Below are 22399 nucleotides of genomic sequence, written 5' to 3'. Positions count from 1 at the left end.
TTAAAAACGACTATGACGATATTGACGGCAAGGGTTCCCGAGGAACTGGCGGGTATGCGGCTGGACCAGTGTTTGGCCGAGGTGTTCCCCGATTATTCGCGCAGTAAATTGCAGACCTGGATCAGGGCCGGCCGGGTGCTGGTGGACGGCGAGGTCATGAAGGGCCGCGAGAAACTGGACGGCGGCGAAGAGATCGAACTCGACGCGGAAGCCGAGCGGGTCATCGAATATGCCGCCCAGGAAATTCCGTTAGACATCAAATACGAAGACGCCTCGCTGCTGATCGTCAACAAGCCGGCCGGCCTGGTGGTGCATCCGGCGGTCGGCAATTGGGACGGCACGCTGGTCAACGCCTTGCTGAACCATGCGCCGCAACTGGAAACCCTGCCCCGCGCCGGCATCGTGCATCGGATCGACAAGGACACCAGCGGCCTGCTGATGGTGGCCAAGACCTTGCAAGCGCACAACAGCCTGGTCGAACAGCTGCAGGAGCGCACCATTCATCGCGAATACCTGGCCTTGGTCAAAGGCTGGATGACCGCCGGCGGCACGGTCAATGCACCGATCGGCCGCCATCCGGTGGACCGCAAACGCAATGCGGTGCGGCGCGACGGTAAGGAAGCGATCACCCATTATCGGCTGGAGCAGCGCTTCAAACGCCACACCTTGATCCGCTGCAAACTGGAAACCGGCCGTACCCACCAAATCCGGGTGCATATGGCGCATATCAATTATCCGTTGGTTGGCGATCCGGTCTATGGCGGCCGCTTTCAAATGCCGGCCGATTGTGGCCCGGCCCTGGCCGAGGCCTTGCGCAATTTCAAGCGCCAGGCCCTGCATGCCGCTAAGCTGGGGCTGGAGCACCCGGAAACCGGCGACTATTGCGAATGGGAGCAAGAGCTGCCGGAGGACATGGCCAATCTGATCAAGTTACTGGGCGAAAATGAACTGGATCAAGCCTGATTGGCCGCTGCCGGCCAATGTGCGGGCGGCAGTCACTTTGCGTAGCGGCGGCGTCAGCGTTGGCAGCTACGCCAGCCTGAATCCGGCCGGCCACGTCAACGACGATCCGCAGCACGTGCAGCGTAACCGGCAGATCATCCGCGAGTTGCTGAATTTGCCGGCCGAACCGGTCTGGTTGCAACAGGTGCACGGCATCGATGCGGTCAAGGCCGACCAAGTGCAGGGCCTAGCGACCGCCGACGCCAGCTATACCGACCGAAGCGGAGTGGTCTGCGCGGTGTTGACCGCCGATTGCCTGCCGGTACTGTTTTGCGGCGACGGCGGCGAGAAAATCGCCGCGGCGCATGCCGGTTGGCGCGGCTTGCAGGCCGGCGTGATCGGCCGGACCCTGCACGGCATGGCTTGCCGCGAGGTCTCGGTCTGGCTGGGTCCGGCGATCGGCCCGCAGCATTTCGAAGTCGGCGCCGACGTGCGCGATGCCTTTTTGGCCGATGATGCCTGCCACGCGTCAGCGTTCACCGCCCATGGCCCCGGCAAATGGCTGGCCGATATTTATCAACTGGCGCGCCGGCAACTGGCCGGGCTGGGCGTGGAGCGGGTGTTCGGCGGCGATTATTGCACCGTGGCCGATCCGGCCCGATTTTACTCCTACCGCCGCGACGGTGCCGCCACCGGCCGCATGGCCAGTTTGATCTGGAGAGTTTCTTGAGCGTATTGCTGTTTATCGTTTTGTTCACCGCATTGGGCGGGGTTTTGAGCGTACTGGCGGCAGCCGTGTTTTTGCTGTTGCCGGAAGCTCAGCAAAAAAACGTGTTGCCGCACGGCATCAGCTTCGCCATCGGCGCGTTGTTGACCGGGGCATTTTGCGGCTTGATCCCGCATGCTTTCGAGGAAGTACAGCCGCAACAACTATCGACGCTGTCGGCGACCATCCTGGCCGGCATTCTCGGTTTCTTCGTCTTGGAAAAACTACTGGTCTGGCGCCACTGCCATTCCAACGCCTGCGAGGCGCACGGCGAAGATTCACACGACCACCACCATGGCCACAGCCACGGCGCTCAAGCCGGCCACCGGCCGGCCGGTATGTTCATCATCCTCGGCGACGGCATTCATAATTTCGTCGACGGCGTGTTGATCGGCGCAGCGTTTCTGACCGACGTTCAGCTCGGCATCGTCACCAGCTTGGCCGTGGCCGCCCACGAAATTCCGCAGGAAGTCGGCGATTTCGCCATTCTGCTGCACAGCGGCTACCGCCGTGGCGAGGCATTGTTTTATAACATCCTGGCCAGTCTGACCACGGTCATCGGCGGCGTGCTGGCCTATTTCAGCCTCGGCGATTTGCACGACGTCCTGCCTTATTTTCTGACGCTGGCCGCGTCGAGCTTTATCTATATCGCCGTGGCCGATCTGATTCCGTCTTTACATCAAAAGACCGACATCAAAACCTCGCTGCAGCAGATCGGTTTTATCCTGGCCGGTGTGGTGTTGATTCTGGTGATGCAGGGGATTGCCCACCGGTTCGAGAGCGTCGCTTAGCGCCTCTAGGATCGGTCCAGGTTTAAATCGAGGCGGCCGACGGCACCGGTTCGCTAAATTCGACGCCCTCGTAAATCTCGGCAACCGGCAATTCGAACTCGACCGATTCGAATCGGGCCTGCTCGCCAGCCTGATAAAGCTGCAAATCCCATTGTTCGCTACGGCGGTAACATTCGACGCGTTGCGTATCTTGGGCGACCAAGGCGTATTCTTCCAAGCTTTCCAGCTTGCGGTAATGGTGGAATTTTTCGGCGCGGTCGTAGCGTTCGGTCGCGTCGGACAAGACTTCGACGATCAGTTTCGGCCGGCTGTTGTAATGTTCGGCCGTATCTGCCGCCGCACAGGTCACGTGCAGGTCCGGGTAGAAGAAACAGTCGTCGCTGGCGGTTTGGACCCGGACTTTCATGTCGGAATTGAAAACCCGGCATGGCGAACCGCGCAAATGGGCAAACAGCGCACCGGCCAAATTCATGCTGATCAGGTTGTGCGCTCGTTTGGCGCCTGACATCGCATAAACTTCGCCGTTGATATATTCGTGCTTGATGTCGCTCAACAACTCGCCTTGCAGGTAGTCCGCAACGCTCAGGTGTAATTTTTCCGCTAAAGCCATAGCCGTTTCCGCTGGATTGGATCGAGCGATTGTAGCGGCTAACACCGGCCGGCGGTAGTCCGGACCGATCTGCAAAATGGCGGATCGGCCGATAGCCGCTAAACTCTGGATTTTGCGATTTCGGCGGTTTTGATGCAGATTGCAGCCCTGTTAAGTATCGGATTCTCGTTCGGCGCAGCCCTGTTGCTGGTTGCCGGCAATTTGTTGCAAAGCCGTGAGTCTCTATTTTGGCCTGCGCGATGTGCCGGATTCGTGTTGATTGCCGGTTTGGTCACGATCCAAACTGCGCACCTGGCCTGGCTGACTCAGGCTTTCGATGTTCTGCATGCGGCAGCTTATTGGGTGGCGCTTTATCTGGTCGCTCCCAGTTTTTATTTCTTCAGCCGGCATCTGCTGCAGGCCGACGTGCAATACCGTTGGCGAGACCTGTTGCACGCCTCGCCGTTGCCGCTCTGCCCCTTATTGCCGCAACCGCTCGCAGTGCCCGGCGCATTTTTGCTCGGCAGCGCGTATTTGATCTGGCTGGCACATGCCGTGTACCGCTTGCGTGCGGAACGCCGGCGGTTCCGGCTGGAACTGGTCGCGCTCGCAACCTTGTTCGCGATCGCGCTTGCCGTATTGGTGTTGGGATTCATCTGGCCGCTGTTAGCGACGGCCGATTTCATCCAGGCCTACAGCATATTGGTCGGCCTGGCGTTTTTTGCCGTGACGCTGACCTTGTTGCGTTTCCCGGCGATTACCGCCGACGTGGCGGAGGCCGTGCAGGCCGCGTACGCCGAATCGACCTTGAAAAACGTGGATAAACCGAAGAAGCTCGCCGAGCTGGAGCGCTTGATGCGGCAGGACAAACTTTACCGGCTGGATACCTTGAATCTGGCCTTGCTGGCCGAGCAATTGACGTTGAGCCAGCACCAATTGTCGGAACTGATCAATACCGAATTTCGCCAGGGCTTTTCCCGCTATATCCGCGAACAACGCATCGAAGACGCCAAACAGCTGCTCGTCACCGAACCGGAGGCGTCGGTATTGTCGATAGGGCTGACGGTGGGGTTTAGCTCCCAGTCCAATTTTTATGCCGCATTTCGGGAAATTGTCGGCATGGCGCCGGGGCAGTACCGGAAAATCCACTCGCCACCGCCTTCCTGAATCCAGCAAGAACTCCGTTTTTATCATTTTGTAAAATGATAACCTGTTGTAATTGATAGGTTTAATTTTAACGCGGAATTTTTTATTCCAGTCCTATCACTCCGGAAGTTACGGCCTTTGGCTCGGCTTAAGCTGAGCCCGCCTTTAACTTTTGGAGCAAAGCCATGAATTTTCCACTGACGAATTTGTGTTTACCTCGCGTGCGGCGGACCTGTCCGCCAATTTCGGAACCGATGCGCGGGAGGCGGTTATGAACATCCTGTTAACCGGCGCGACCGGCTTTATCGGCCGTGCGATTGCGCTGGCGTTATTGGAGCAGGGGCACCGCGTCACGGCGTGCAGCCGGCGGCCGCAGTGTTTGCGGCTTGAAAGTCCGCTGCTGACGCCGCTGGCGCTGGATTTTGCCGAGGCTGACCAAATCGAAAACTGGTTACCGCATTTGCAAGGTATCGATGCGATCGTCAATTGTGTCGGCATCATCGCCCCCGGTCCGCGGCAAAGTTTTCAGCAATTGCATAGCCAAAGTCCCATTGCACTGTTTCGGGCCGGCGCCATGGCCGGCGTTCGCAAGATCGTGCAACTCTCGGCGTTAGGTGCCGACGATCAGGCCGCCTCGGCGTACCACGTGAGCAAGAAAGCCGCTGACGATGCATTGCGCGAACTGTCCTTGGATTGGTTCGTGTTGCAACCGTCGCTGGTTTACGGACCTGGCGGCCGCAGCCATGCCTTATTCCAGGCCTTGGCGGCCCTACCGGTGCATCTATTACCGGAAGGCGGTAAGCAGATGTTGCAACCGATACACGTCGACGATGTCGCCGCCGCGGTATGCCGCTGCCTGCAACCGGGCTGCGCCGGGCGGCGAACGATCGCGTTGGTCGGCCCGGAGCCCATCAGTTATGCCGATTGGCTGCAAGGCCTCAGACTGCGTCTGGGGAAATCCCGAGCCAGCGCATGGCGCCTGCCACAACGCTACGCGGCGATTGTCGCCGGCTGTGGCCGCGCATTGGCCGAACCGATACTGAGCCGGGACAATCTGGCGATGTTGCGACGCGGTAGCGCTGCCGATCCGGCGCCGCTGATCGAGCTATTGGGCCGGCCGCCGCGGAGTGCAAAGCGGATGTTCGCCGACGATGCGTCTCAGGCGGAGCGCTGGCACGCCCATCTGTATTTCCTGCGGCCATTGCTGGGCTGGAGCATCGCCTTGGTCTGGCTGTGGAGCGGCATCACCTCGCTGTTTTTCTATCCGCACCAGGCCAGCTACGCCTTGCTGGCGGCGACCGGCATCAACGGCATCGCCGCGCCGCTGACGCTTTACGGGTTGGCGGCGCTGGACATCGCAATGGGTCTGGCGACCCTGGCGCGGATACGCTTACCCGCACTGCTGCTGTGCCAGTTTTATATCGTGCTGGGATATAGCCTGGTGGTGGCCTGCCGGCTACCGGAGTTCGTGTTTCACCCGTTCGGGCCGTTATTGAAAAATCTGCCTTTTTTGTTGTGTTTGCTGGTTTACCGGATAGTGGAAGGAGAGCGGCCATGACTTATTTGACCTTGAAATTGATTCATATCTTGAGCGCAATCGTGTTGTTCGGTCTGGGTTCCGGCACGGTGTTCTACAAAGTAATGGCCGACAAAACCGGAGATCATGCGGCGATTGCCGCTACCAGCAAGCACGTGGTGCTGGCCGATTGGTGGTTTACCACCCCGACTGTAATCATTCAGCCGCTGACCGGCGTGTTGCTGGCCGAGCAGTTATCGGCCTCGTTCGGCGACGGCTGGTTGTGGTGGACAGTGTTGCTGTATTTGCTCACCGGCTTGTGCTGGCTGCCGGTCGTGGTGTTGCAAATCCGGATGCGCGATATCGCCGCCGATTCGCTGGCCCAAGGCCGACCGTTGCCGTCGATTTACCACTATTACGGCAAAATCTGGTTATGGCTGGGGGTGCCGGCGTTTTTCGGCATGATCGGCATCACCACACTGATGGTATTTCACAATTCGCTGTGGAGCTGAACCATGTCTAAACCACTGATGCAACAAGTATTGGCTAACGATTGGCAACAATTGCCGAAAGCGATTCAACGCCATTATCGGATCGGCGACGGCGAGCAAAGCCGTTTGGTCGGCACGATGCAGATCGACTATCCGGCTTATTTATATCCGTTGATCTGGCTGATCCATTTGTTCGGCGGCTTATTGTTGTGGCGGGCGCCGGCGGCGCATGCCGAAGTTGACAAAACCGCCGATGCCGCCGGGTTGGCGTGGCGGCGCAGACTGGATTATCCGGACGGCCGCAGCGATTGCTTCAATTCGCGGATGGTTTATGTCGCCGAAAACGAATTGGCCGAACACATCGGCTTCGGTTTCGGCCTGCGCTTGCGGGTTACGGTCGAGAACGGCGATTTGTTTTACCGCAGCCTGGGCCACTTCTGGCAATGCGGTAACTGGGTCGTGCCGATCCCGGATTGGTTGTTGTTAGGTTCGGCGACGATCAGGGAGCACGCGCTGGCTACTGACCGGTTTTATCTGGATTTCGAAATCCGCCATCCATGGTGGGGCGTCAGTTACCGCTATCGGGGCGAGTTTGCCTACCGATGAGCGGCGGCCGGTTTGCCAAGGAGTTGAAGGGCGCCTACGCCGTCGGAAACAGGTGGTGCCCTTCCCAACTGCGGTGAGCCAGGTGCATGTCCATCAAGCCTTTATGCTCCAGGCGCTGCAGGCAATCCAGAATGACTGCCGACAAGTCGGAAAACTCGGTCAGAATCGGCGTCAGGTCGGCGATATTGCCGCCGGCGTTGACCGTGTTTATTAGTTCGCTGCCCAGGCTGTGGAATTTTTGGTGCGGCAGTTCTATCGCATCGAAATCGGCACATCCGACGAATTGGCGGCCGGCGCCGTAATACCATTTGCCCAGTCGGCAACTCCTGTAGTCCAACGGCAGCTGGTAATGGTTGCGCTCGCCGGTCTGGCCTGGGTTGGTGGCGATGCGAACCACGTCGCTGACCAGTTTCTTCCGCCACTGGATGTGGTCGACGATGGCCATGTGAATCAGCCCGATCGGCAGGCCGGACCAGCGGATGTCCTGCTGCACGAAGTAAAGGAAATCGCTCAACGGCAGCGGCCGGCTCAACCAGTAGCCTTGCACTTTGGTGCAGCCGGATTCCAGCAACATTTGGTATTGCAGATCGGATTCGACACCTTCGGCGACGATGCCGATATCGAGTTCGTGCGCCATGCGGATCGACGATTCGGCGATGGTCTGGTTCTTGGGATTGTCCAGCATCCGGCTGACGATACTGCGGTCCAGTTTGATCGTGGTGAACGGCCACTGGCTCAAGGTTTCCAGCGTCGAATAACCGGTGCCGTAATCGTCCATCGCCAGGCCGACGCCGGCATCGCACAGGGTTTGTATGTTTTTTCTGACCGATGGGTCTGCGTTCAATACCGTGGTTTCGGTGATTTCGATTTGCAGGTTCTTGGTCGGAATACACAATTGCTCCAAGGTTTCCAGCACCATGGTGCAAAACCGGCTGTCGGCGAAATCCTGGGCGGAAGCGTTGACCGAAGTCACCAAGCGGCTGTCGATGTCGCTGAATATCAGTAAATCCCGCGCCAGTTTGCCGAACATCCGGTAAGTGATCTGTTTGATCAGGCCGGTCTGCTCGGCGAGCGGGATGAAAGCGTTGGGCAGAATGGTTTGGCCGTCCTGCCGCTGCCAGCGGATCAGCGCTTCGGCGCCGATCACTTTGCCGGTTATCAGCGAGACTTTAGGTTGGTAGTAGTAAACGAATTCGCCGGCATCCAGCCCGGCCAATATGTCTTGTTCGGTGATTGCGGAATCGGTCATGTAGCGCTATCTAAAATCCCAGGTGGTTTGTAAGTGATAATAAGCCTGAAATAGTGTCGCTAGCAAAAGTAACGCCTTGATTTAGCTGGATTGCCCGCAATTTTAACCATCAGCGTGCGTATCGGTACGCATTTGCCGCTGTTGCCCGTAGCATCGGCATTGGCGGTCGGCTGCCACCGCAGCTATAGCGGGATTCGGTCAAACAGGACCGCAAGCTGTATTGAGGTCTGCCGGCCTATACCCGGAATACTTTCAAGACGTCGGGATTGAGTTTTCAGGGGGGAGCTGCAATTCCAATAGGTCATCCAATTGTTGATCGACATGCTTCAGCCAGGCATCAATGGCCGCCAGTGTATTGGCAAGTGTAAATAATCCCTGTTCCGAATCGATTGCTAACTCGTCCTTCGAAACATCAATGCCAATCAACAATTCGCTTGTGATAAACCCCTGACTATTGAGAATGAGAGCGTTGGGGTTGAGAGCGTCGGGGCGGCGCGTCTGCCGAGTTAGCTTGTGCGCAATCGGCGGTTTAACCGTTAGATTTTTCATTGTCTCCGGAAGACGCGATGGGATGAATTCTCAGCGAGGTCTGTCTTGGCCGATACCTGTCGACGTCCCTCCATCCTGCCACCCAAAGTCTCCCCGCTTCTCTCGAGTCTTACCATACAAGCCTGTCGAAGCCCGATGTGGGAAGCACTTCGAATGGCTCAGTACCTTGTGGGCGGAGAACGGTATTTAAGGGCCGGGTCAATGGCAATGCAACGGCAAACTCACCGTCGCCAAGAAACCGCCCAACGCTTTACTGCGACCGAATTCCATCCTGCCATGGTAAGTGGTAACGATGTCCGCCACGATGCCGAGTCCCAAGCCGTGGCCCTGCACCGATTCGTCCAGACGCCGGCCGCGTCGGGTCAAATGCTCCAGGCCTTGGACTGCACAACCGGGGCCGTCGTCGGCGACGCGGATCAGCAACTGCTCGGCCAGCTCCAGCTCCACGTCGATCCTCTGTCTTGCCCATTTGCAGGCGTTATCCAACAGGTTGCCAAGGATTTCCATCAAGTCTTCCCGGTCGAAATGCAGCGCTTGATTGGGCGCGGTCACTTGAATGTCCAGCGGCTTGTCGGCGTAAATCGCCCGCAGGGTTTTTTTCAGGGCGATTATTTCCCGATGCGGGTTGCAGGCCGGCGCGGCCTGTTGGTCGCCTGCAATCCGAGCCCGTTTCAGTTCGCGCTCGATATAGCGCTGGATGGTTTCGGCCTGAGCGCTGACTTGCAGCCTCAAGTCCGGGCGGCTATCGAACAGCGGATCTTCAGTTATCCGCAGCAGCAACGCCATCGGCGATTTCAGCGCGTGCGCCAGATTGCCCATCGCCGTGCGCGACTGTTGCAGACGCCGTACCACGACCGCCAGCAGGTGGTTGATTTCCATGACCAGCGGTTTGACTTCGTCCGGCACCTCCGCGTCGATTTTTTGCCGGCCGCCGTTGGCGACCTGCTCCAGTTCGCCGCCCACCGCGTACAAGGGTCGCAGCGCGCGGCGGATGTCCCAGCGCAACAAGCCGATCGCGCTGAGCAAAATCAGCAAGGTCAGGCCAAAGTAAGCCACCCGGATAGCCGTGATGTCGTGATCCACCGCCGACAGGTCTTCGGCAATGCTGATGCTGATTCTGTGCCCGAATTTCACCGCGCCCAGGCTCAGCACCAGCAACGGGGTGTGGTTGGGGCCGGCCGCATGGTACAGCATCGATTGCTCGGGCCCGACGGCTGTGACGGCCAGCGGAAAATCCAGCAAGGACGGCGAAGGATAAGCCTGGGCGTCGACCTTAACCAGGTAGTAATGGCCGGACAGGCGACGGTTGTACACCGAACTGATATGGAAGCTGTCGAAGGTGACTTGGTCGTCGTCGCGATAGGCCAGGGTCTCCAGCAACGAGTAACCGTCGTCGGCCAGGCGGTTGGCCATCTGTTTTTCGGCGGCGCTGCGGATGATCCAGTCGGCGGCCAGCCAATGCAGGATGAAAATCGCGCACAGCACCGCCATCAGACCGCGGCCCAGGCGCTGGCGCAACGACATCATGGTTTAACGCCGAACAGATAGCCCTGGCCGCGCCGGGTATGGATCAAATCGTTGCCGACGATCTTGCGCAAACGCTTGACGTAGACTTCCAGCACGTTGCTGTCGGGCTCGGCCGACTCGCTGTAGACGTGTTCGCCCAGTTGCGCCTTGCTCAATACCTTACCGGCATTGAGCATGAAGTAGCGCAACAGTCTGAATTCGATTGCGGTCAGCGGCTGGGCCTCGCCGCCGGCGACTGTCGCCGTTTGTTCGTCTTCGTCGAGTTCCACTCCGAATACGTTTAATTTAGTCTGGTTCAAATGGTGTACCCGCTTCAAAACCGCCTGCAAGCGAGCCAGCAATTCTTGAGTATGGAACGGCTTGCAAACGTAATCGTCGGCGCCGGTTTTAAAGCCGTCGACTTTTTCGTGCCAAGCATCGCGGGCCGTCAACACAATCACCGGCATGGCGTTACCGGCGTCGCGCCAGCATTTCAGCACGTCCAGGCCGGCGAGTTTGGGCAAACCAAGGTCCAGGATCGCAGCATCGTATTGTTCGACGGCGCCGAGGAACTCGCCTTGCTCGCCGTCGGCGGCGGTATCGACGATGTAGCCGGCGCCGCGCAAATCGGCGGCCAGTGGCACGGAGAAGGCGGGGTCGTCCTCGATCAATAACACGCGCATATCAGCGGACCGATTACATCGCGTGCATTTTGTAGTCGACTCGCGGATAGCCCTTCTTGTCGCGCGGATCGGCCTGTTCGGTATCGCCAAGCTCGGCGCGCTGTTTGCCGGATTCGGTAAGCAGTTGCTCCCAATTTTGATAACTCGCATATTTCGGGTCGCCGGCGGATTTGCGCGCGCCGAACGCGGCCTGCCCCAGTTCGATCAACTGCGACGGGGTCTTGCCGTCTATCGTTTTCAGAAAGTCGGCTTCGTTCTTGATCTGCTCCCGCACCAACCAGTAGGCCACTTCGAACGGTAACTGGCTGTCCGACGGCAAGTGCTGTTTGATGCGGTTCATCGATTTATGGGCGGATTGCAAATTCCTGGCGTTGATTTGGTCCGGCGCACCGCAGCCGGCCGTTAGCAACGCCAATAACACCAGTCCGAATCCCAATTTCACTATATTCACAACGCCCCCAACCGGCCATCGCCAGCCAATCCGAAATCAAATAACGGGCGCGAATCGGCGATCCGCGCTGTCTCCCGCCCATCCGGCAGAGTGGCGATCTTAACATAAATATGAATTATATTTTTTTTGTCACACGCGCTTGCGCCGCGGCCGCGAAAACGGTCCGACTGGCAACAAGGGGGATTTGGCGTGGAATGAAACGGTGCCTAGGAAATCGGCTGCTCGTCTTGTAACGAAAATATGATCGGCACCAATACCGAGCTGGCGACGGCGACATCGTCGCGCTTGGCCGGCACGAAGCGCCATTGTTTGACGGCCTCCAGCGCCGACTCGTCGAGCATGTCGTGGCCGCAGCTTTGCTCGAGCGCCACGGTTTCGGCGCGGCCTTCGGCGTCCACTTGCACCCGCAGCAAGACCTTACCCTGCCAGCCCCGGCTACGGGCAATGCTCGGATAGTCCGGCTTCGGGTTGTGCTGGTACTCCGCACTCAGGTAGGCCTCGGTAAACGCCGGTTTTTCGCCGCCAGCCACCACATCCTGGGCAATCTCGGGCCGGTTGGTCCGAATTTCTGGTTTCGGGGCTTGATCGAGAACCTGGTCCAATACCGAGAAATCGGATGCCGGCGCCTGGGGGATAACGCGCTTCAGTTTGGGCTTGGGTTGCGGTTTTTTCTGCGCCGGTTTTGCCGCTTCCGGCGGCGTGGGCCGGGCCGGCACGGTCTGCGTGGTCCGGATTGTGATGGTGGAAACTTGGATGGGCAAAGGTTGTGCGGCGGCCTGCGTGATATCGGGGCAAAACAAACAGCGGACCCCGAACAAATGCAGCGCGGCAACGGCCGCCGAAATCGTAGTCAAAACCGAAAGGTTGGACCAGCGTTCCTTTCGATGTGCAATGCCTGACGCACCCACCGGACCGATGGCGAACCGCTCCGGCCGATGTCGAGCACTTACAAATCCATGTTGGCCAGCTTTGGGAAATAGCACGCAACTGCGAGGCGAAATTTAAGAGAATTGCAAAAATTGTCCGATAAATGCAATCAATTAACCAGACGCGCGGCCTGCGGCCAATTGCCGCATCGCTGCCGAACCGTGGCCCTTTAGAGCAGAGTACGCTCGACGAACCAGTATGCTCCGACCAGACAAACCAGCGCCGAACAGCCTTTCAAAAACTTGTCGGCATAGGGCTTGTGGTTCAGCCACCAAATCAGCGGCAAGACGACGGATGCGACTGCGATTTGGCCGGTCTCGATACCGAGATTGAACGACAGCAACGGCATCAGGATACCGCTATCGCCGGAACTGATATCCAGCTCGCGCAACACGCTGGCAAAGCCGAAGCCGTGGATCAAGCCGAAACCGAAGGTCAGCCATTGCCGGCCTTTGGGGTGGTCGCCGCGGATCAGGTTTTCGATAGCGACGTAGACAATCGTCGCGGCAATGAACGGTTCGACGAAACTGCTCGGCAAATCCACCAGATTCAAGCCGGCGCAGGCCAGCGTGATGGAATGGGCAATCGTGAAAAAGGTGACGATTTTGATCGCCGGCCAGAAGCTGTGGGTGACCGCCAGCAGCGCGAACAGAAACAGCAAGTGGTCGTAACCGGTCAGGATATGCTCGACGCCCAGCTTCAGAAAATCCAGAAAGGTCGAACCGGCATGGCCGGCCTCGGCGCCAGTGGCTGCCGTGAGATCGAGCTGCAATTGGTCGTCGTCGCGACGCAGCATTTTCTCGGCGATCTGTTTACCGCCGGCATCGCGCACGGTCAAGTGCTGCTGGTGGCCGTCCTGCAACCAGGCCAGAAACTTGGACTGCATCAGCAATTGTCGTTTCGGCGCCGGCTGGAAACTGAATTCGACATGGGCATTGTTCTGGTCGTCGTAATTCACGCTACCCGGCACGACCGGCAGAACGTCGGCACCGTCGATGTTGACCCGGGTCTGCTCGGCCAGGAGTTGGGCAACGGCCGGTTTGGCCGCTTCGCGTTCGGCGGCGCTGACCTCGGCATCCAGGTCGGTATCCATCGGCGAAAAGGCTTCGATGTCCTGCAAAGCAAAGGTCATTTTGGCGACGACGCGGTCGGCCTGCATCGTCAGCTCTATCGAACTCAAACCCGGCGCGTGCGCCGCGGCCCAGTTCGAAACCGAAAGCAAAACCACCGCCAAAACATACCTGCAGCCGGCCGACGCCGGCATGTCCCAGATTCTGGCCATCGGCTTTATTCCTGCTCTGCGGCGGCTTTGCGTTTGCGGCGGATCAAATAGACCAGAAAGCCTGCCACCACCGCAATCGCTGCAGCGACGCCGCCGATTACCAGCCACGGGAATTGCGACCCGCCCGGTGCGACGCCGACTTGCAAGGCGACGCGGAATTTATCGTCTTCCTCAATCGCATCACCGATCAGCAGATACAAGACGTAATCGCCGATTTTATCGACATCGGCTTGGGCTTCGACGGCGCCTTTCGGATAGAGTTTGGCCGGAATTTCGGTTACGGTGCGAATTTCGCGGATGTCATCCGGCGCTTTTTGGCCGGTTTTTTCGACTTCCACCAAGCGGATCCCGATTGGCGTACTGCGGATGTCGCGATCGATCAAATCGGCGGTGAAAAACATCTTGCCGGCGCGCGGGATTTGCTGGCAAAACGGCACGAAGGCGGTTTTGGCGTCGACGGTTTTGTCGTTCTTGTCTGGCTGCAGATAGGCGCTGAAATGCACCGCGTAAAAGTCGTTGGCGATAATGCAATCGAGGTCGGGCCGATTGCCCAGGGCGTTGGATTGTTTGGCGCCGAAATCGAGTTTGTCGCAACCGCTCAGTAACAGGGCGCCCAGCAGGGCTAGCGCCCAAAACGCGGAAAATCTTTGAATTGTCATGACTGAAGCCCATTAAGGTTTGATGGTGAATTCGAACTTGCCGGTAACGATATGGGTATCTTCGGAAACCACCCGGTAACGCACGGTATAGACGCCCGGCGCCAGCGTCGGCACGGTAGCGTGGATATTGGCGCCATTAGTCAGGCTTTGCTCGACGTCGTGGTTGTCGACCCGTTTGCCGGTGCTGTCGATCACGGCCAGCGCCTTGTACTCGCTGCGCACCGCGTCGTTAAACCACAAATCGATTTGCTTCGGCGATTCGGTCAGCGTCTCGTCCTTGGCCGGTTGCGACTTCACCAGAATCGCATGGGCAAAAACCGGTAACGGACTCAATAGCGCGAGCGCCAGCAAGCCGGGTCTTATTATTGTTGTTATGTCTAACTTGGGCATGACCACCTCTTAAATTCGTAAACTCATTGTAAAACGGCTGCCGACCATACCTTGCCGGCCGGCGATTGCTCGAGCCACATCGCCAAAAACCCCTTCGGCGTCGCCACGATGCGCGGAAAGGATGCCGCGGCGGGCGATATTTGCCGAGCCGGTAACCAGCTGCGGCCGCTATCGGCCGATTCGCTGAAATAGACCCGCGAACCCTCCGGCCCCAATGCATCCCACACTGCCACCAATCGGCCGGAGCCGGCGGCGATATCGGCATGGAACGCCGGGCCTTCGCCCAGACGTTGCGGCGGCGTCCAACTGGCGCCGTTATCGTTGGATTGCATATGATACAACCCAACCCGGTTTTCCGCGCCGGTCCAGACCACGCTGTGCAACGATCGGTCGCCGGCCAGCGCCAAACCGCCGCCGTTGTGCGGGCAACCGTCGAACTGCCAGCCGAAGGCGCCGACGCTGCCGGCCCGGCGCCACGTTGCACCAAAGTCCGCCGACTGTGCCAGTGCCATGTCGCGCGGCACCATATCCCGATACAAGACATTGATCCCGCCGTCCGCACCGGTCGCCAGGCGGTTCCAGCAACAGGAACAACTGGTGTCGTCTATGGTTTGCGCCAGCTCCCAATGTTGGCCGGCGTCGCTGCTGCGGGCATAACGCAAGCCTTGGTAACCGTTCTCGTCTCTGTCGTCCAGCCAGACGGCATGAAAGCGGCTGTCGGTGTCCGCCAGCAAATCGGGGTGGGACTGGTCGGCATCGCTGCCGGTCGGCTTGGCGCCGGCCACCCAGGTTTGCCCGCCGTCGGTGGAATAGGCGGCGGCCAACGGCCCCATGCCGGGCAATTCGCCGGTGGCTTGCCAAACCGCCAGCAGATTTTCGCCGCTGGCCGCGATCTGGATATCGTTGCCGGCTTTCGATTCGATCGGCCGGTCGGCGCTTGGCGCGATAGCTTGCGGCGCCGACCAGTGCCAGCCGCCGTCGTCGGAATGCAGGTAGGCGGCGTAAGGCGTTTTAGTATCGGTGGCAGTGGCCAGGAAAACGGCATGCAGCCGGTTCCGGTCTGGATATACATCGAAACTGGCGACATTTTGCAAATGCAACGCCGACAGATCGACCGGCGCCGTTAGCGTCGCAGCCAGCGGCTTGGCGGCCGGTTGGCCAAGGCCGGGGATATCGCCGCAACCGGACAATACCGAAACGGTAAATAACGCAATCCAACAATGAGCGGTCCTGGAATTCGGCATGGCCTGGTAATGGGTTGATCGAAAAGCGCCGATTACACCATATCGCGACCGAAAGCAGAATCGGCAAAGCGCTGCTTTTCCAACCATAGCCAAGCGGTCCAGATCACGCTAACCGGGACTGGCCTTAGCAAGCAAGCGCAGCCGGGCTTGTAAACCGCCCATCGCCGATTTGGCAAAGCCGATCTCGGCGCCGTGCAACGCGACGATGCGCTGCGCGATCGACAAGCCCAAGCCGCTGCCCTCGGCGGTATGCGCCGTTTCCACACAACGGTAAAAGCGCTGGCTCAGGCGTTCGTATTCGCCGTCGGCCACCCCCGGCCCATCGTCGTCTACCGTAATCAAAACCCATCCCTCCTCGCGGCCGCAACCGGCCCGCACCGCACCGCCTGCGGGAGTGTATTTGATGGCGTTATCCAATAGATTGCGCAGCAGAATTTGCAGCAATTGCGGATTGGCCTCCACCGCCAGGCCGGCCTGGCCGTGCAGTTCAAGCTCGATATGCTTGGCGTGAGCCAGATGGTCCAGATCGGCCAGGGTATCGGCCAAAACCTGATAGATATCGACTGGCTGCATCGCGATGCCGGCCTGGTGTTGCACGCGGGATAAGGTCAACAGTTGCTGTACCAGATGCGTCATTCTGACCACCGCCTGCTGCGCCTTGGCGATGGCCTGGCTGCGCATGGCGGGATCGGCGGCTTTTTGCGCCACCTGCAATTGGGTTTGCAAGCCGGCCAGCGGCGTACGCAGTTCGTGCGAGGCGTCGGAAGTAAAATTGCGTTCGTTGGCGAAGGCTTGTTCCAGCATCGCGAACAGGCTGTTGATTTGCTGCACCACCGGCCGCATCTCGTCCGGCAAGCCCTGTTCCGACAAAGGCTGTAGGTAACCGGCCTCGCGGCTGGCCAGCTCTTGCTGCAAGCGGTTGACCGGCGACAGCGTGCGGCTGACGATCCACCAGATCACCAAGCCCAAGATCGGCAGAGCAATCAAGACCCCGACGATTTGCTGGCCGGCGATGCTCTCCACCAATTGCCGGCGGATATCCTCGCGCTGGCCGACGTGGATTACGTACTCGCCGTTTTCGCTGCTCAAGCTGAAGACGTGCCAGAGCTGTTCGTTGATCAGCGTTTCGCTGTAGCCGTTACGGGTCAGCGACAAGGCAAATTCCGGCGCGCTCTCCGAGCGCAGGATCACGCCGTCCTTAACCGAACGTAACTGGAAGGCGATCTTGCGTTCGTACTTATGGCCGAGAATCGGCGTGTCGAACAGTTCCGGGGTTTTCTCGCGCTCCCACAGTTTGGTCAACGCCCGCTGGCGCAGCATATTTTCGACGAAGGCATGCACCACCCGCGCCGATTGCGCCAGTTCGGCATTGAACAGTTCAGCGATTTCGTCGCGGGTTTGCCGGTAATTGATATACGCGGTGGCGCCCCAGACCAGCAGCAGAGAGGACAGCAGCGACAGCAAGAGCTGCTTTTTCAACGAACGCGGCGCCAACCGCAGGCGTTTGGCCATCAGTTGTCGTCGATGATGTAACCGACGCCGCGGATGGTACGGATCAAATTGGTATCGAGTTTTTTCCGCAAATGGTGGATATGTACCTCGACCGCGTTGCTTTCCACCTCCGAACCCCAGGCGTAAATCGCTTCTTCCAGTCGGGCGCGGGAAATCACCTGGCCGACGTGGCTGATCAGATAACTGAGCACTTCGAACTCTTTTTGCGCCAGATCGACCGGCTGGCCGTGGTAGAACACCTGGTGCGCGGCCGGATCGACGGTGACGCCCTTGTGCTCCAGCAACGGCAGGCTATGGCCTTCGTGGCGGCGGGCCAGCGCGCGCAAGCGGGCGCAAATCTCGGCCAAGTCGAAGGGTTTGGCGACGAAATCGTCGGCACCGCTATCCAACAGCGCCACCCGTTCGGCAATGCCGTCGCGGGCGGTCAACACCAATACCGGCGTGCTGTCCTTGCGCCGGCGCAGGTTTTTCAGAACCGTCATGCCGTCCATTCGCGGCAGATTTAGATCCAACACGATCAGGTCGTAATGGTTCAGCTTCAATGCCTCGTCGGCCTGGGCGCCGTCGGTCAGCCAGTCGACCGCGTAGCCTTCCAAGGTCAGGCCGGCCTTAAGGCCGTCGCCTAAAATGGCATCGTCTTCTACCAATAACAATCGCATGAGTCGTCCACCTGTACCGGATTCAATTGCGCGGCATTGTAGCAAGGAATTTACCGGCTATCGTGCCGGGCCCCGTCAGAGCGGCGCGGGGAGGAAAGAATGGTGGTTTAGAGTTGTAACTGAGCCAAGCGGGCTTGGGCGGCAGCGGCAAATTCGCTGCCGGCTTGTTTATCGACGATCTGGCGCAGCACGGCGGCACTGTTATGGTCAAGCAACTCGATCGCCTTGAGCCTAGCCGAGGCATGATGCGCATTCAACGCAGCCAATTCGGTCAGATAAGGACTGGTGCCGTTCAATAATTTCAGAATCACCCGTTCCGGGTCTTCGGTAAGCAGGTCGCGCACCAATTCGCCGTATTGCTCCTGCAAGCGAATCAGTTCCCGACGATCAAGTTTCTTCGGTTCGGTGGGATCGTCGCAGCAGGCCATCCGAATCAGCCCCCTTGGCTATACGCGGCGATCAATTGCTGAAACTCGAACTCGCAGCCGCCGCACCCCGACGCGGCGCCGGTGATGCGGGAGATGCGTTCCGGATCGGTAATGCCGTCGTCGAGCAGTTGCTTGATTTGTTGAGCGGTGGTGCCGCTGCAGTAGCAGATTACGTCGTCTATTACGTCGGCTTGTTTATCGGACATGGAGCGGGACTTGATCAGGCTGCAACTTCGAGATACTCGACAATACTGGTCGGCAACGGAATCGATAAACCGTCTTCCCTGAGGCCCTGGATATGGAATGCGATCGCTAAGCGAATTTCGCGTTCAACTTCTTCCACACTCTGCCCGGTAGCGACACAGCCCGGTAAATCGGGGACATAGGCCGAGTAGTTCTGCTCGACTTTTTCAACGACAACGGCATAACGCATCGTTTTACTCCTTTAATCCTGCTTGCTTCAGAATACTGTTTAACGTTCCAGGCGCCAAGTCATCGCTTGGTTTTCCCGCGACGGTAACGCGGCCGATTTTACTGGGATGCTTAAACTGGCGATGGCTGCCACGGGTAGCTATCAGAACCCAACCGTCGACTTGCAATCGGTTCAAAATTTCGCTGACTTTCATCGGACACCTTAGCAACGATTGTCGGCTTACATCCTACCGTGCTTCCTCGGCTCAACGGTAGGTCGGGTTGACACAGCCCAAACCGACAAGTTCGGCCCGAATTTTTGAGGCATATCCTATCTCTTTCAAGGGATCACGCCCGAACCAAGGCGGCCTTGGCCGTCACGAATTTCTTAATCAGTAAAGCGGCCAAGCTCAACAGGAAAACTGCCAGCAGAAACCACCCCAAAGCATTCACCAGCTTCGACGCACTCTGTTCGGAACAGCCCGCTTTCCTTAAAATGAATTTCAGGCATAACCCGACGAACTCGACCAGCGAGATCAATAGATCCAGAATGATCGATGCGGCTTCGAACACCAGTCGGCGCTACAAAAACAACCCATCAATCGGCGACGACGCCGAGGCAAAGCGTTTGCGCGGCATGCGGCCGGCTAGGAAGGCTTCGCGGCCGGCTTCGATGCCTTTTTTCATCGCCGAGGCCATCAGCACCGGATTCTTCGCAGCGGCAATCGCGGTATTCATCAACACGCCGTCGCAGCCCAGTTCCATCGCAATCGCCGCATCTGAGGCGGTGCCGACGCCGGCGTCGACCAGAATCGGCACCTTGGCGTTTTCGACGATGGTCAAAATGTTGTATGGGTTGCGGATGCCCAAGCCGGAGCCGATCGGCGCGGCCAGAGGCATCACCGCCACGCAGCCGATTTCTTCCAGACGTTTGGCGGCGATCGGGTCGTCGTTGGTATACACCATCACGTCGAAACCGTCCTTGACCAGCAATTCGGCGGCGACGTAGGTTTCGGCGACGTCGGGAAACAAAGTCAATTGGTCGGCCAACACTTCCAGTTTGACCAGCTTATGACCGCCCAGCAGTTCCCGCGCCAAACGGCAGGTGCGGACCGCGTCGTCGGCAGTGTAGCAGCCGGCGGTATTGGGCAGGATGGTGTATTTGTCCGGCGAAATCACGTCCAGCAAGTTGGGCTCGCCGGGATTCTGGCCGATGTTGGTGCGGCGAATCGCTACGGTAACGATCTCGGCGCCGCTGGCTTCGGTCGCCAGCCGGGTCTCTTCCAGGTCTTTGTATTTGCCGGTGCCGACCAGCAAGCGCGAGCGGTATTGTTTGCCGGCCAGCGTGAAAAAATCGTCCTGGCCGCCGCCGATGGCTTGGACGATCTCCAGCCTGTCGTCGTTTTGCAGGCGCTGCGTCGCATGCTGGGTGTAAGGCAGGATTTCCTTGTTCAATTCGACCGCGATGCGTTTGCCGGCCAAGCCCAGCTCGGCAATCAGATCGGCAACGGTGGCGTTTTCGCCGATTTCCCGGCTATCGCCGTTTACCAGTATTTTCATGAATTTAAGCCTTATGAGTATGGGCGGTGCGGCGGCGTTGCACGGCACCGGCCAGATGGTGTAACAATTCGGCGCTGTCCTCCCAGCACAGGCAGGCGTCGGTGATGCTTTGGCCGTAGACCAGCGGTTTGCCCTCTTCGACATCCTGGCGGCCGCCGACCAGGTGGCTTTCCACCATCGCGCCGATGATGCGTTTGTCGCCGCCGCGGATTTGATCGGCCACATCCTGGCCGACCAAGATTTGCCGCTCGTATTTTTTCGAGCTGTTGGCGTGGCTGAAGTCGATCATGATATTCGGCCGCAAACCGGCCGCGACCAAACCTTCGGCGACTTGCTCGACACTGACTTCGTCGTAATTCGGCCGATTGTTGCCGCCGCGCAGGATGATGTGGGCGTCTTCGTTGCCGCGGGTGGAAAAAATTGCCGAGCGGCCTTCCTTGGTCAAGGACAGAAAATGGTGCGGGCTCATCGCCGCGTTAATCGCATCGATCGCAATCTTGATCCCGCCGTCGGTCGCGTTTTTGAAGCCGACCGGGCAGGACAAGCCGGAAGCCAGCTCCCGGTGTACCTGGCTCTCGGTGGTGCGGGCACCGATCGCACCCCAGGAAATCAGGTCGGAAACGTATTGCGGCGTGATTAAATCCAGATATTCGGTCGCCGCCGGCACCCCTAGATTATTGACGTCGAGCAAGACCTGGCGCGCCAGTCGCAATCCTTTATTAATGTTGAAACTGGAGTTCAAATCGGGATCGTTGATCAAGCCTTTCCAACCGACCGTGGTGCGCGGCTTTTCGAAATAGACCCGCATCACGATCACCAAATCGTTTTGCAGCGCATCCATTTCCTGCTTCAAACGCTGCGCATACTCCACCGCGGCCTTGGGATCGTGTATCGAGCAGGGACCGATGATGACCAGTAGCCTGTCGTCTTCACCGGTCAGAATGTTATGAATTGCCGCCCGCGTTTTCAGGATATTGGTTGCCGCCAATTCCGTCATCGGAATTTCTTCATGAACCTGAATCGGCGCTACCACGTCCTTGGTTTCGCAAATTCTCAAATCATCGGTGTTATAGTTGGTAGACATGACGCTTAGCAATGAGCTTTCGGTAGGTGAATTTAAACGGTTATTTTAACCATTTTGCCGCCACGATGTTGCAAACTAAGCTCGATCCGACCCGGGACCACAACCATGACAGAAGAAAGAGCCATTAAACGCTGCTTGACGGTTTGTTTGGCGCAATCGTTCCGTTTTTCGGCGCTACGGGAAAAACTGCTGGAAACCACCCGCGCCCAATTGTTCCGCAATGCATTGATCATCGATTACAAAACCGGCTATGCGATCGTGTTCGCTTACGGTGTGATGGTGTGCTGGAATCTGAATCTGGACGACCGCCGCAGTTTGCACGAATTGTTACTGGATTACGCCGTCAAGCCGGACGACGAACCGCAGGAAGACAACTTCAGCTATGAAGTCGGTTGCGAGCAGGACCGGTTTCAACACGACCATATCGAATTGCAATCCGCGGATGTCAAAGTGCTGCTGGCTTTGTCGCATGCGATGGCGCAGTCGATCAAATTGGCCGCCTTCGAAGGCCACGCCATCGATACGATCCGGGCTACGGCCCATTTGCCGCAGTCGTTGGCCCGCGAAGGCACGATCAAACTGAACCGCAAGGCCATGGCCAAAATTCGCGGCAAATTGTTTTTGACCAAGAGCGACATCATCCTCAACTACGACTTGCTCGATACGCCGGAATTTTTCTGGGAACACCCGGAATACCAAGGCATTTATTCGATGGCGGCGAATTATCTGGAAATCCAACCCCGCACCGACGTATTGTCAAAAAAGCTGGAGACAATCCACGAGCTGCTGGAGATGCTGGCCGACGAGCAGAAACACCAGCATTCGTCGACCTTGGAATGGATCATCATTTGGCTGATTGCCGTGGAAATCGTGATGTCGGTTTTGGATAAGCTGTTTTGATTTAGCCGGGATAACCGCTACCGACAAACTAGCGGACTCGGCAGCCCGCTAGTTCTAC

28 protein-coding genes are annotated in these 22399 nt (G+C 58.4%); 8 read left to right on the top strand and 20 right to left on the bottom strand.

Annotated features, from left to right (window positions below; genetic code table 11):
* The first annotated feature begins 12 nt into the window (after nt 1–12).
* From rluD to NP603_RS00875, 3 genes are read left to right on the top strand one after another with little or no spacing between them, the layout of a single operon-like run.
* The gene (rluD, locus tag NP603_RS00885; RefSeq protein WP_256609032.1) at nt 13–963 is read left to right on the top strand and encodes a 23S rRNA pseudouridine(1911/1915/1917) synthase RluD; all 951 of its coding nucleotides are present in this window, start codon (nt 13–15) and stop codon (nt 961–963) included.
* Complete coding sequence (gene pgeF / locus NP603_RS00880; RefSeq protein ID WP_256609031.1) at nt 944–1672, top strand: peptidoglycan editing factor PgeF; 729 nt, start codon at nt 944–946, stop codon at nt 1670–1672. Before rluD ends, pgeF begins: the two co-directional genes overlap by 20 nt.
* The gene (locus NP603_RS00875) at nt 1669–2499 is read left to right on the top strand and encodes a ZIP family metal transporter (RefSeq protein ID WP_256609030.1); all 831 of its coding nucleotides are present in this window, start codon (nt 1669–1671) and stop codon (nt 2497–2499) included. Before pgeF ends, NP603_RS00875 begins: the two co-directional genes overlap by 4 nt.
* Nucleotides 2500–2521: 22 nt before the next feature.
* On the opposite strand, the gene NP603_RS00870 is transcribed toward NP603_RS00875, so the two are convergent.
* Complete coding sequence (locus NP603_RS00870; RefSeq protein WP_256609029.1) at nt 2522–3109, bottom strand: Uma2 family endonuclease; 588 nt, start codon at nt 3107–3109, stop codon at nt 2522–2524.
* Nucleotides 3110–3241: 132 nt separating this feature from the next.
* Between NP603_RS00870 and NP603_RS00865 the strand changes: the two genes are divergently transcribed.
* The 4 genes from NP603_RS00865 to NP603_RS00850 all read left to right on the top strand — a co-directional run bounded on the left by NP603_RS00865 (nt 3242) and on the right by NP603_RS00850 (nt 6847).
* A complete protein-coding gene (locus tag NP603_RS00865; RefSeq protein WP_256609028.1) occupies nt 3242–4255 on the top strand; it encodes a helix-turn-helix transcriptional regulator in 1014 nt (337 codons plus the stop codon).
* Between the two features lie 250 nt (nt 4256–4505).
* Nucleotides 4506–5792: an NAD(P)H-binding protein gene (locus tag NP603_RS00860; protein ID WP_256609027.1), complete on the top strand. Its 1287-nt coding sequence runs from the start codon at nt 4506–4508 to the stop codon at nt 5790–5792.
* Nucleotides 5789–6262 carry a DUF2269 family protein gene (locus NP603_RS00855; RefSeq protein WP_256609026.1) on the top strand — a complete coding sequence of 158 codons (474 nt, stop codon included), beginning with the start codon at nt 5789–5791 and terminating at the stop codon, nt 6260–6262. Before NP603_RS00860 ends, NP603_RS00855 begins: the two co-directional genes overlap by 4 nt.
* A gap of 3 nt (nt 6263–6265) precedes the next feature.
* Nucleotides 6266–6847, top strand: coding sequence for a DUF4166 domain-containing protein (locus NP603_RS00850; protein WP_256609025.1), 582 nt, complete (start codon nt 6266–6268; stop codon nt 6845–6847).
* A 34-nt stretch (nt 6848–6881) separates the two neighbouring features.
* On the opposite strand, the gene NP603_RS00845 is transcribed toward NP603_RS00850, so the two are convergent.
* From NP603_RS00845 to aroG, 19 genes are all read right to left on the bottom strand, one after another.
* A complete protein-coding gene (locus NP603_RS00845; protein ID WP_256609024.1) occupies nt 6882–8096 on the bottom strand; it encodes an EAL domain-containing protein in 1215 nt (404 codons plus the stop codon).
* A gap of 252 nt (nt 8097–8348) precedes the next feature.
* Nucleotides 8349–8645 (bottom strand): hypothetical protein, encoded by a 297-nt coding sequence (locus NP603_RS00840; protein WP_256609023.1) that lies wholly within the window; start codon nt 8643–8645, stop codon nt 8349–8351.
* Between the two features lie 198 nt (nt 8646–8843).
* Nucleotides 8844–10172: a sensor histidine kinase gene (locus NP603_RS00835; protein WP_256609022.1), complete on the bottom strand. Its 1329-nt coding sequence runs from the start codon at nt 10170–10172 to the stop codon at nt 8844–8846.
* Nucleotides 10169–10834: a response regulator transcription factor gene (locus tag NP603_RS00830; protein ID WP_256609021.1), complete on the bottom strand. Its 666-nt coding sequence runs from the start codon at nt 10832–10834 to the stop codon at nt 10169–10171. Before NP603_RS00830 ends, NP603_RS00835 begins: the two co-directional genes overlap by 4 nt.
* A 13-nt stretch (nt 10835–10847) precedes the next feature.
* Complete coding sequence (locus NP603_RS00825) at nt 10848–11285, bottom strand: hypothetical protein (RefSeq protein ID WP_256609020.1); 438 nt, start codon at nt 11283–11285, stop codon at nt 10848–10850.
* A gap of 206 nt (nt 11286–11491) precedes the next feature.
* Nucleotides 11492–12139 (bottom strand): energy transducer TonB, encoded by a 648-nt coding sequence (locus NP603_RS00820; RefSeq protein ID WP_256609019.1) that lies wholly within the window; start codon nt 12137–12139, stop codon nt 11492–11494.
* A gap of 242 nt (nt 12140–12381) precedes the next feature.
* A complete protein-coding gene (locus NP603_RS00815) occupies nt 12382–13494 on the bottom strand; it encodes a HupE/UreJ family protein (protein ID WP_256609018.1) in 1113 nt (370 codons plus the stop codon).
* Nucleotides 13495–13499: 5 nt separating this feature from the next.
* A complete protein-coding gene (locus NP603_RS00810) occupies nt 13500–14153 on the bottom strand; it encodes a hypothetical protein (protein WP_256609017.1) in 654 nt (217 codons plus the stop codon).
* Between the two features lie 12 nt (nt 14154–14165).
* Complete coding sequence (locus tag NP603_RS00805) at nt 14166–14543, bottom strand: copper resistance CopC family protein (RefSeq protein WP_256609016.1); 378 nt, start codon at nt 14541–14543, stop codon at nt 14166–14168.
* A 23-nt stretch (nt 14544–14566) separates the two neighbouring features.
* Complete coding sequence (locus tag NP603_RS00800; RefSeq protein WP_256609015.1) at nt 14567–15787, bottom strand: sialidase family protein; 1221 nt, start codon at nt 15785–15787, stop codon at nt 14567–14569.
* Between the two features lie 108 nt (nt 15788–15895).
* On the bottom strand, nt 15896–17299 hold the full coding sequence (locus NP603_RS00795) for an ATP-binding protein (protein WP_256609014.1): 1404 nt from the start codon (nt 17297–17299) through the stop codon (nt 15896–15898).
* A complete protein-coding gene (locus NP603_RS00790) occupies nt 17299–17958 on the bottom strand; it encodes a response regulator (RefSeq protein WP_256609013.1) in 660 nt (219 codons plus the stop codon). The genes NP603_RS00795 and NP603_RS00790 overlap by 1 nt, the downstream gene beginning before the upstream one ends.
* Before the next feature lie 107 nt (nt 17959–18065).
* A complete protein-coding gene (locus NP603_RS00785) occupies nt 18066–18386 on the bottom strand; it encodes a hypothetical protein (protein WP_256609012.1) in 321 nt (106 codons plus the stop codon).
* 5 nt (nt 18387–18391) lie between these two features.
* Nucleotides 18392–18592: a (2Fe-2S)-binding protein gene (locus NP603_RS00780; protein WP_256609011.1), complete on the bottom strand. Its 201-nt coding sequence runs from the start codon at nt 18590–18592 to the stop codon at nt 18392–18394.
* Nucleotides 18593–18606: 14 nt separating this feature from the next.
* The gene (locus NP603_RS00775) at nt 18607–18819 is read right to left on the bottom strand and encodes a type II toxin-antitoxin system HicB family antitoxin (protein WP_256609010.1); all 213 of its coding nucleotides are present in this window, start codon (nt 18817–18819) and stop codon (nt 18607–18609) included.
* 4 nt (nt 18820–18823) lie between these two features.
* Nucleotides 18824–19012 (bottom strand): type II toxin-antitoxin system HicA family toxin, encoded by a 189-nt coding sequence (locus NP603_RS00770; protein WP_140910752.1) that lies wholly within the window; start codon nt 19010–19012, stop codon nt 18824–18826.
* A 133-nt stretch (nt 19013–19145) separates the two neighbouring features.
* Nucleotides 19146–19370 (bottom strand): hypothetical protein, encoded by a 225-nt coding sequence (locus NP603_RS00765; protein ID WP_256609009.1) that lies wholly within the window; start codon nt 19368–19370, stop codon nt 19146–19148.
* Nucleotides 19371–19379: 9 nt separating this feature from the next.
* The gene (gene thiS / locus NP603_RS00760; RefSeq protein ID WP_256609008.1) at nt 19380–20357 is read right to left on the bottom strand and encodes a sulfur carrier protein ThiS; all 978 of its coding nucleotides are present in this window, start codon (nt 20355–20357) and stop codon (nt 19380–19382) included.
* A 4-nt stretch (nt 20358–20361) separates the two neighbouring features.
* Nucleotides 20362–21441, bottom strand: a complete 1080-nt coding sequence (gene aroG / locus NP603_RS00755) for a 3-deoxy-7-phosphoheptulonate synthase AroG (RefSeq protein WP_256609007.1) — start codon at nt 21439–21441, stop codon at nt 20362–20364.
* A 105-nt stretch (nt 21442–21546) separates the two neighbouring features.
* Between aroG and NP603_RS00750 the strand changes: the two genes are divergently transcribed.
* Nucleotides 21547–22341: an RMD1 family protein gene (locus NP603_RS00750; RefSeq protein WP_256609006.1), complete on the top strand. Its 795-nt coding sequence runs from the start codon at nt 21547–21549 to the stop codon at nt 22339–22341.
* Nucleotides 22342–22399: the final 58 nt, after the last annotated feature.

Source organism: Methylomonas aurea (assembly GCF_024505045.1).
Classification (GTDB): domain Bacteria; phylum Pseudomonadota; class Gammaproteobacteria; order Methylococcales; family Methylomonadaceae; genus Methylomonas; species Methylomonas aurea.
The sequence above is the reverse complement of the archived record's forward strand: the minus strand, read 5'-3'. Positions and strand labels throughout refer to the sequence as shown.

Excerpts from the sequence above, each read along its gene's own strand:
- rluD (WP_256609032.1), top strand. The coding sequence starts at position 13 with ATGACGATATTGACGGCAAGGGTTCCCGAGGAACTGGCGGGTATGCGG.
- pgeF (WP_256609031.1), top strand. The coding sequence starts at position 944 with ATGAACTGGATCAAGCCTGATTGGCCGCTGCCGGCCAATGTGCGGGCG.
- NP603_RS00870 (WP_256609029.1), bottom strand. The coding sequence starts at position 3,109 with ATGGCTTTAGCGGAAAAATTACACCTGAGCGTTGCGGACTACCTGCAA.
- NP603_RS00865 (WP_256609028.1), top strand. The coding sequence starts at position 3,242 with ATGCAGATTGCAGCCCTGTTAAGTATCGGATTCTCGTTCGGCGCAGCC.
- NP603_RS00860 (WP_256609027.1), top strand. The coding sequence starts at position 4,506 with ATGAACATCCTGTTAACCGGCGCGACCGGCTTTATCGGCCGTGCGATT.
- NP603_RS00855 (WP_256609026.1), top strand. The coding sequence starts at position 5,789 with ATGACTTATTTGACCTTGAAATTGATTCATATCTTGAGCGCAATCGTG.
- NP603_RS00850 (WP_256609025.1), top strand. The coding sequence starts at position 6,266 with ATGTCTAAACCACTGATGCAACAAGTATTGGCTAACGATTGGCAACAA.
- NP603_RS00845 (WP_256609024.1), bottom strand. The coding sequence starts at position 8,096 with ATGACCGATTCCGCAATCACCGAACAAGACATATTGGCCGGGCTGGAT.
- NP603_RS00840 (WP_256609023.1), bottom strand. The coding sequence starts at position 8,645 with ATGAAAAATCTAACGGTTAAACCGCCGATTGCGCACAAGCTAACTCGG.
- NP603_RS00835 (WP_256609022.1), bottom strand. The coding sequence starts at position 10,172 with ATGATGTCGTTGCGCCAGCGCCTGGGCCGCGGTCTGATGGCGGTGCTG.
- NP603_RS00830 (WP_256609021.1), bottom strand. The coding sequence starts at position 10,834 with ATGCGCGTGTTATTGATCGAGGACGACCCCGCCTTCTCCGTGCCACTG.
- NP603_RS00815 (WP_256609018.1), bottom strand. The coding sequence starts at position 13,494 with ATGGCCAGAATCTGGGACATGCCGGCGTCGGCCGGCTGCAGGTATGTT.
- NP603_RS00810 (WP_256609017.1), bottom strand. The coding sequence starts at position 14,153 with ATGACAATTCAAAGATTTTCCGCGTTTTGGGCGCTAGCCCTGCTGGGC.
- NP603_RS00805 (WP_256609016.1), bottom strand. The coding sequence starts at position 14,543 with ATGCCCAAGTTAGACATAACAACAATAATAAGACCCGGCTTGCTGGCG.
- NP603_RS00800 (WP_256609015.1), bottom strand. The coding sequence starts at position 15,787 with ATGCCGAATTCCAGGACCGCTCATTGTTGGATTGCGTTATTTACCGTT.
- NP603_RS00795 (WP_256609014.1), bottom strand. The coding sequence starts at position 17,299 with ATGGCCAAACGCCTGCGGTTGGCGCCGCGTTCGTTGAAAAAGCAGCTC.
- NP603_RS00790 (WP_256609013.1), bottom strand. The coding sequence starts at position 17,958 with ATGCGATTGTTATTGGTAGAAGACGATGCCATTTTAGGCGACGGCCTT.
- NP603_RS00785 (WP_256609012.1), bottom strand. The coding sequence starts at position 18,386 with ATGGCCTGCTGCGACGATCCCACCGAACCGAAGAAACTTGATCGTCGG.
- NP603_RS00780 (WP_256609011.1), bottom strand. The coding sequence starts at position 18,592 with ATGTCCGATAAACAAGCCGACGTAATAGACGACGTAATCTGCTACTGC.
- NP603_RS00775 (WP_256609010.1), bottom strand. The coding sequence starts at position 18,819 with ATGCGTTATGCCGTTGTCGTTGAAAAAGTCGAGCAGAACTACTCGGCC.
- NP603_RS00770 (WP_140910752.1), bottom strand. The coding sequence starts at position 19,012 with ATGAAAGTCAGCGAAATTTTGAACCGATTGCAAGTCGACGGTTGGGTT.
- thiS (WP_256609008.1), bottom strand. The coding sequence starts at position 20,357 with ATGAAAATACTGGTAAACGGCGATAGCCGGGAAATCGGCGAAAACGCC.
- aroG (WP_256609007.1), bottom strand. The coding sequence starts at position 21,441 with ATGTCTACCAACTATAACACCGATGATTTGAGAATTTGCGAAACCAAG.
- NP603_RS00750 (WP_256609006.1), top strand. The coding sequence starts at position 21,547 with ATGACAGAAGAAAGAGCCATTAAACGCTGCTTGACGGTTTGTTTGGCG.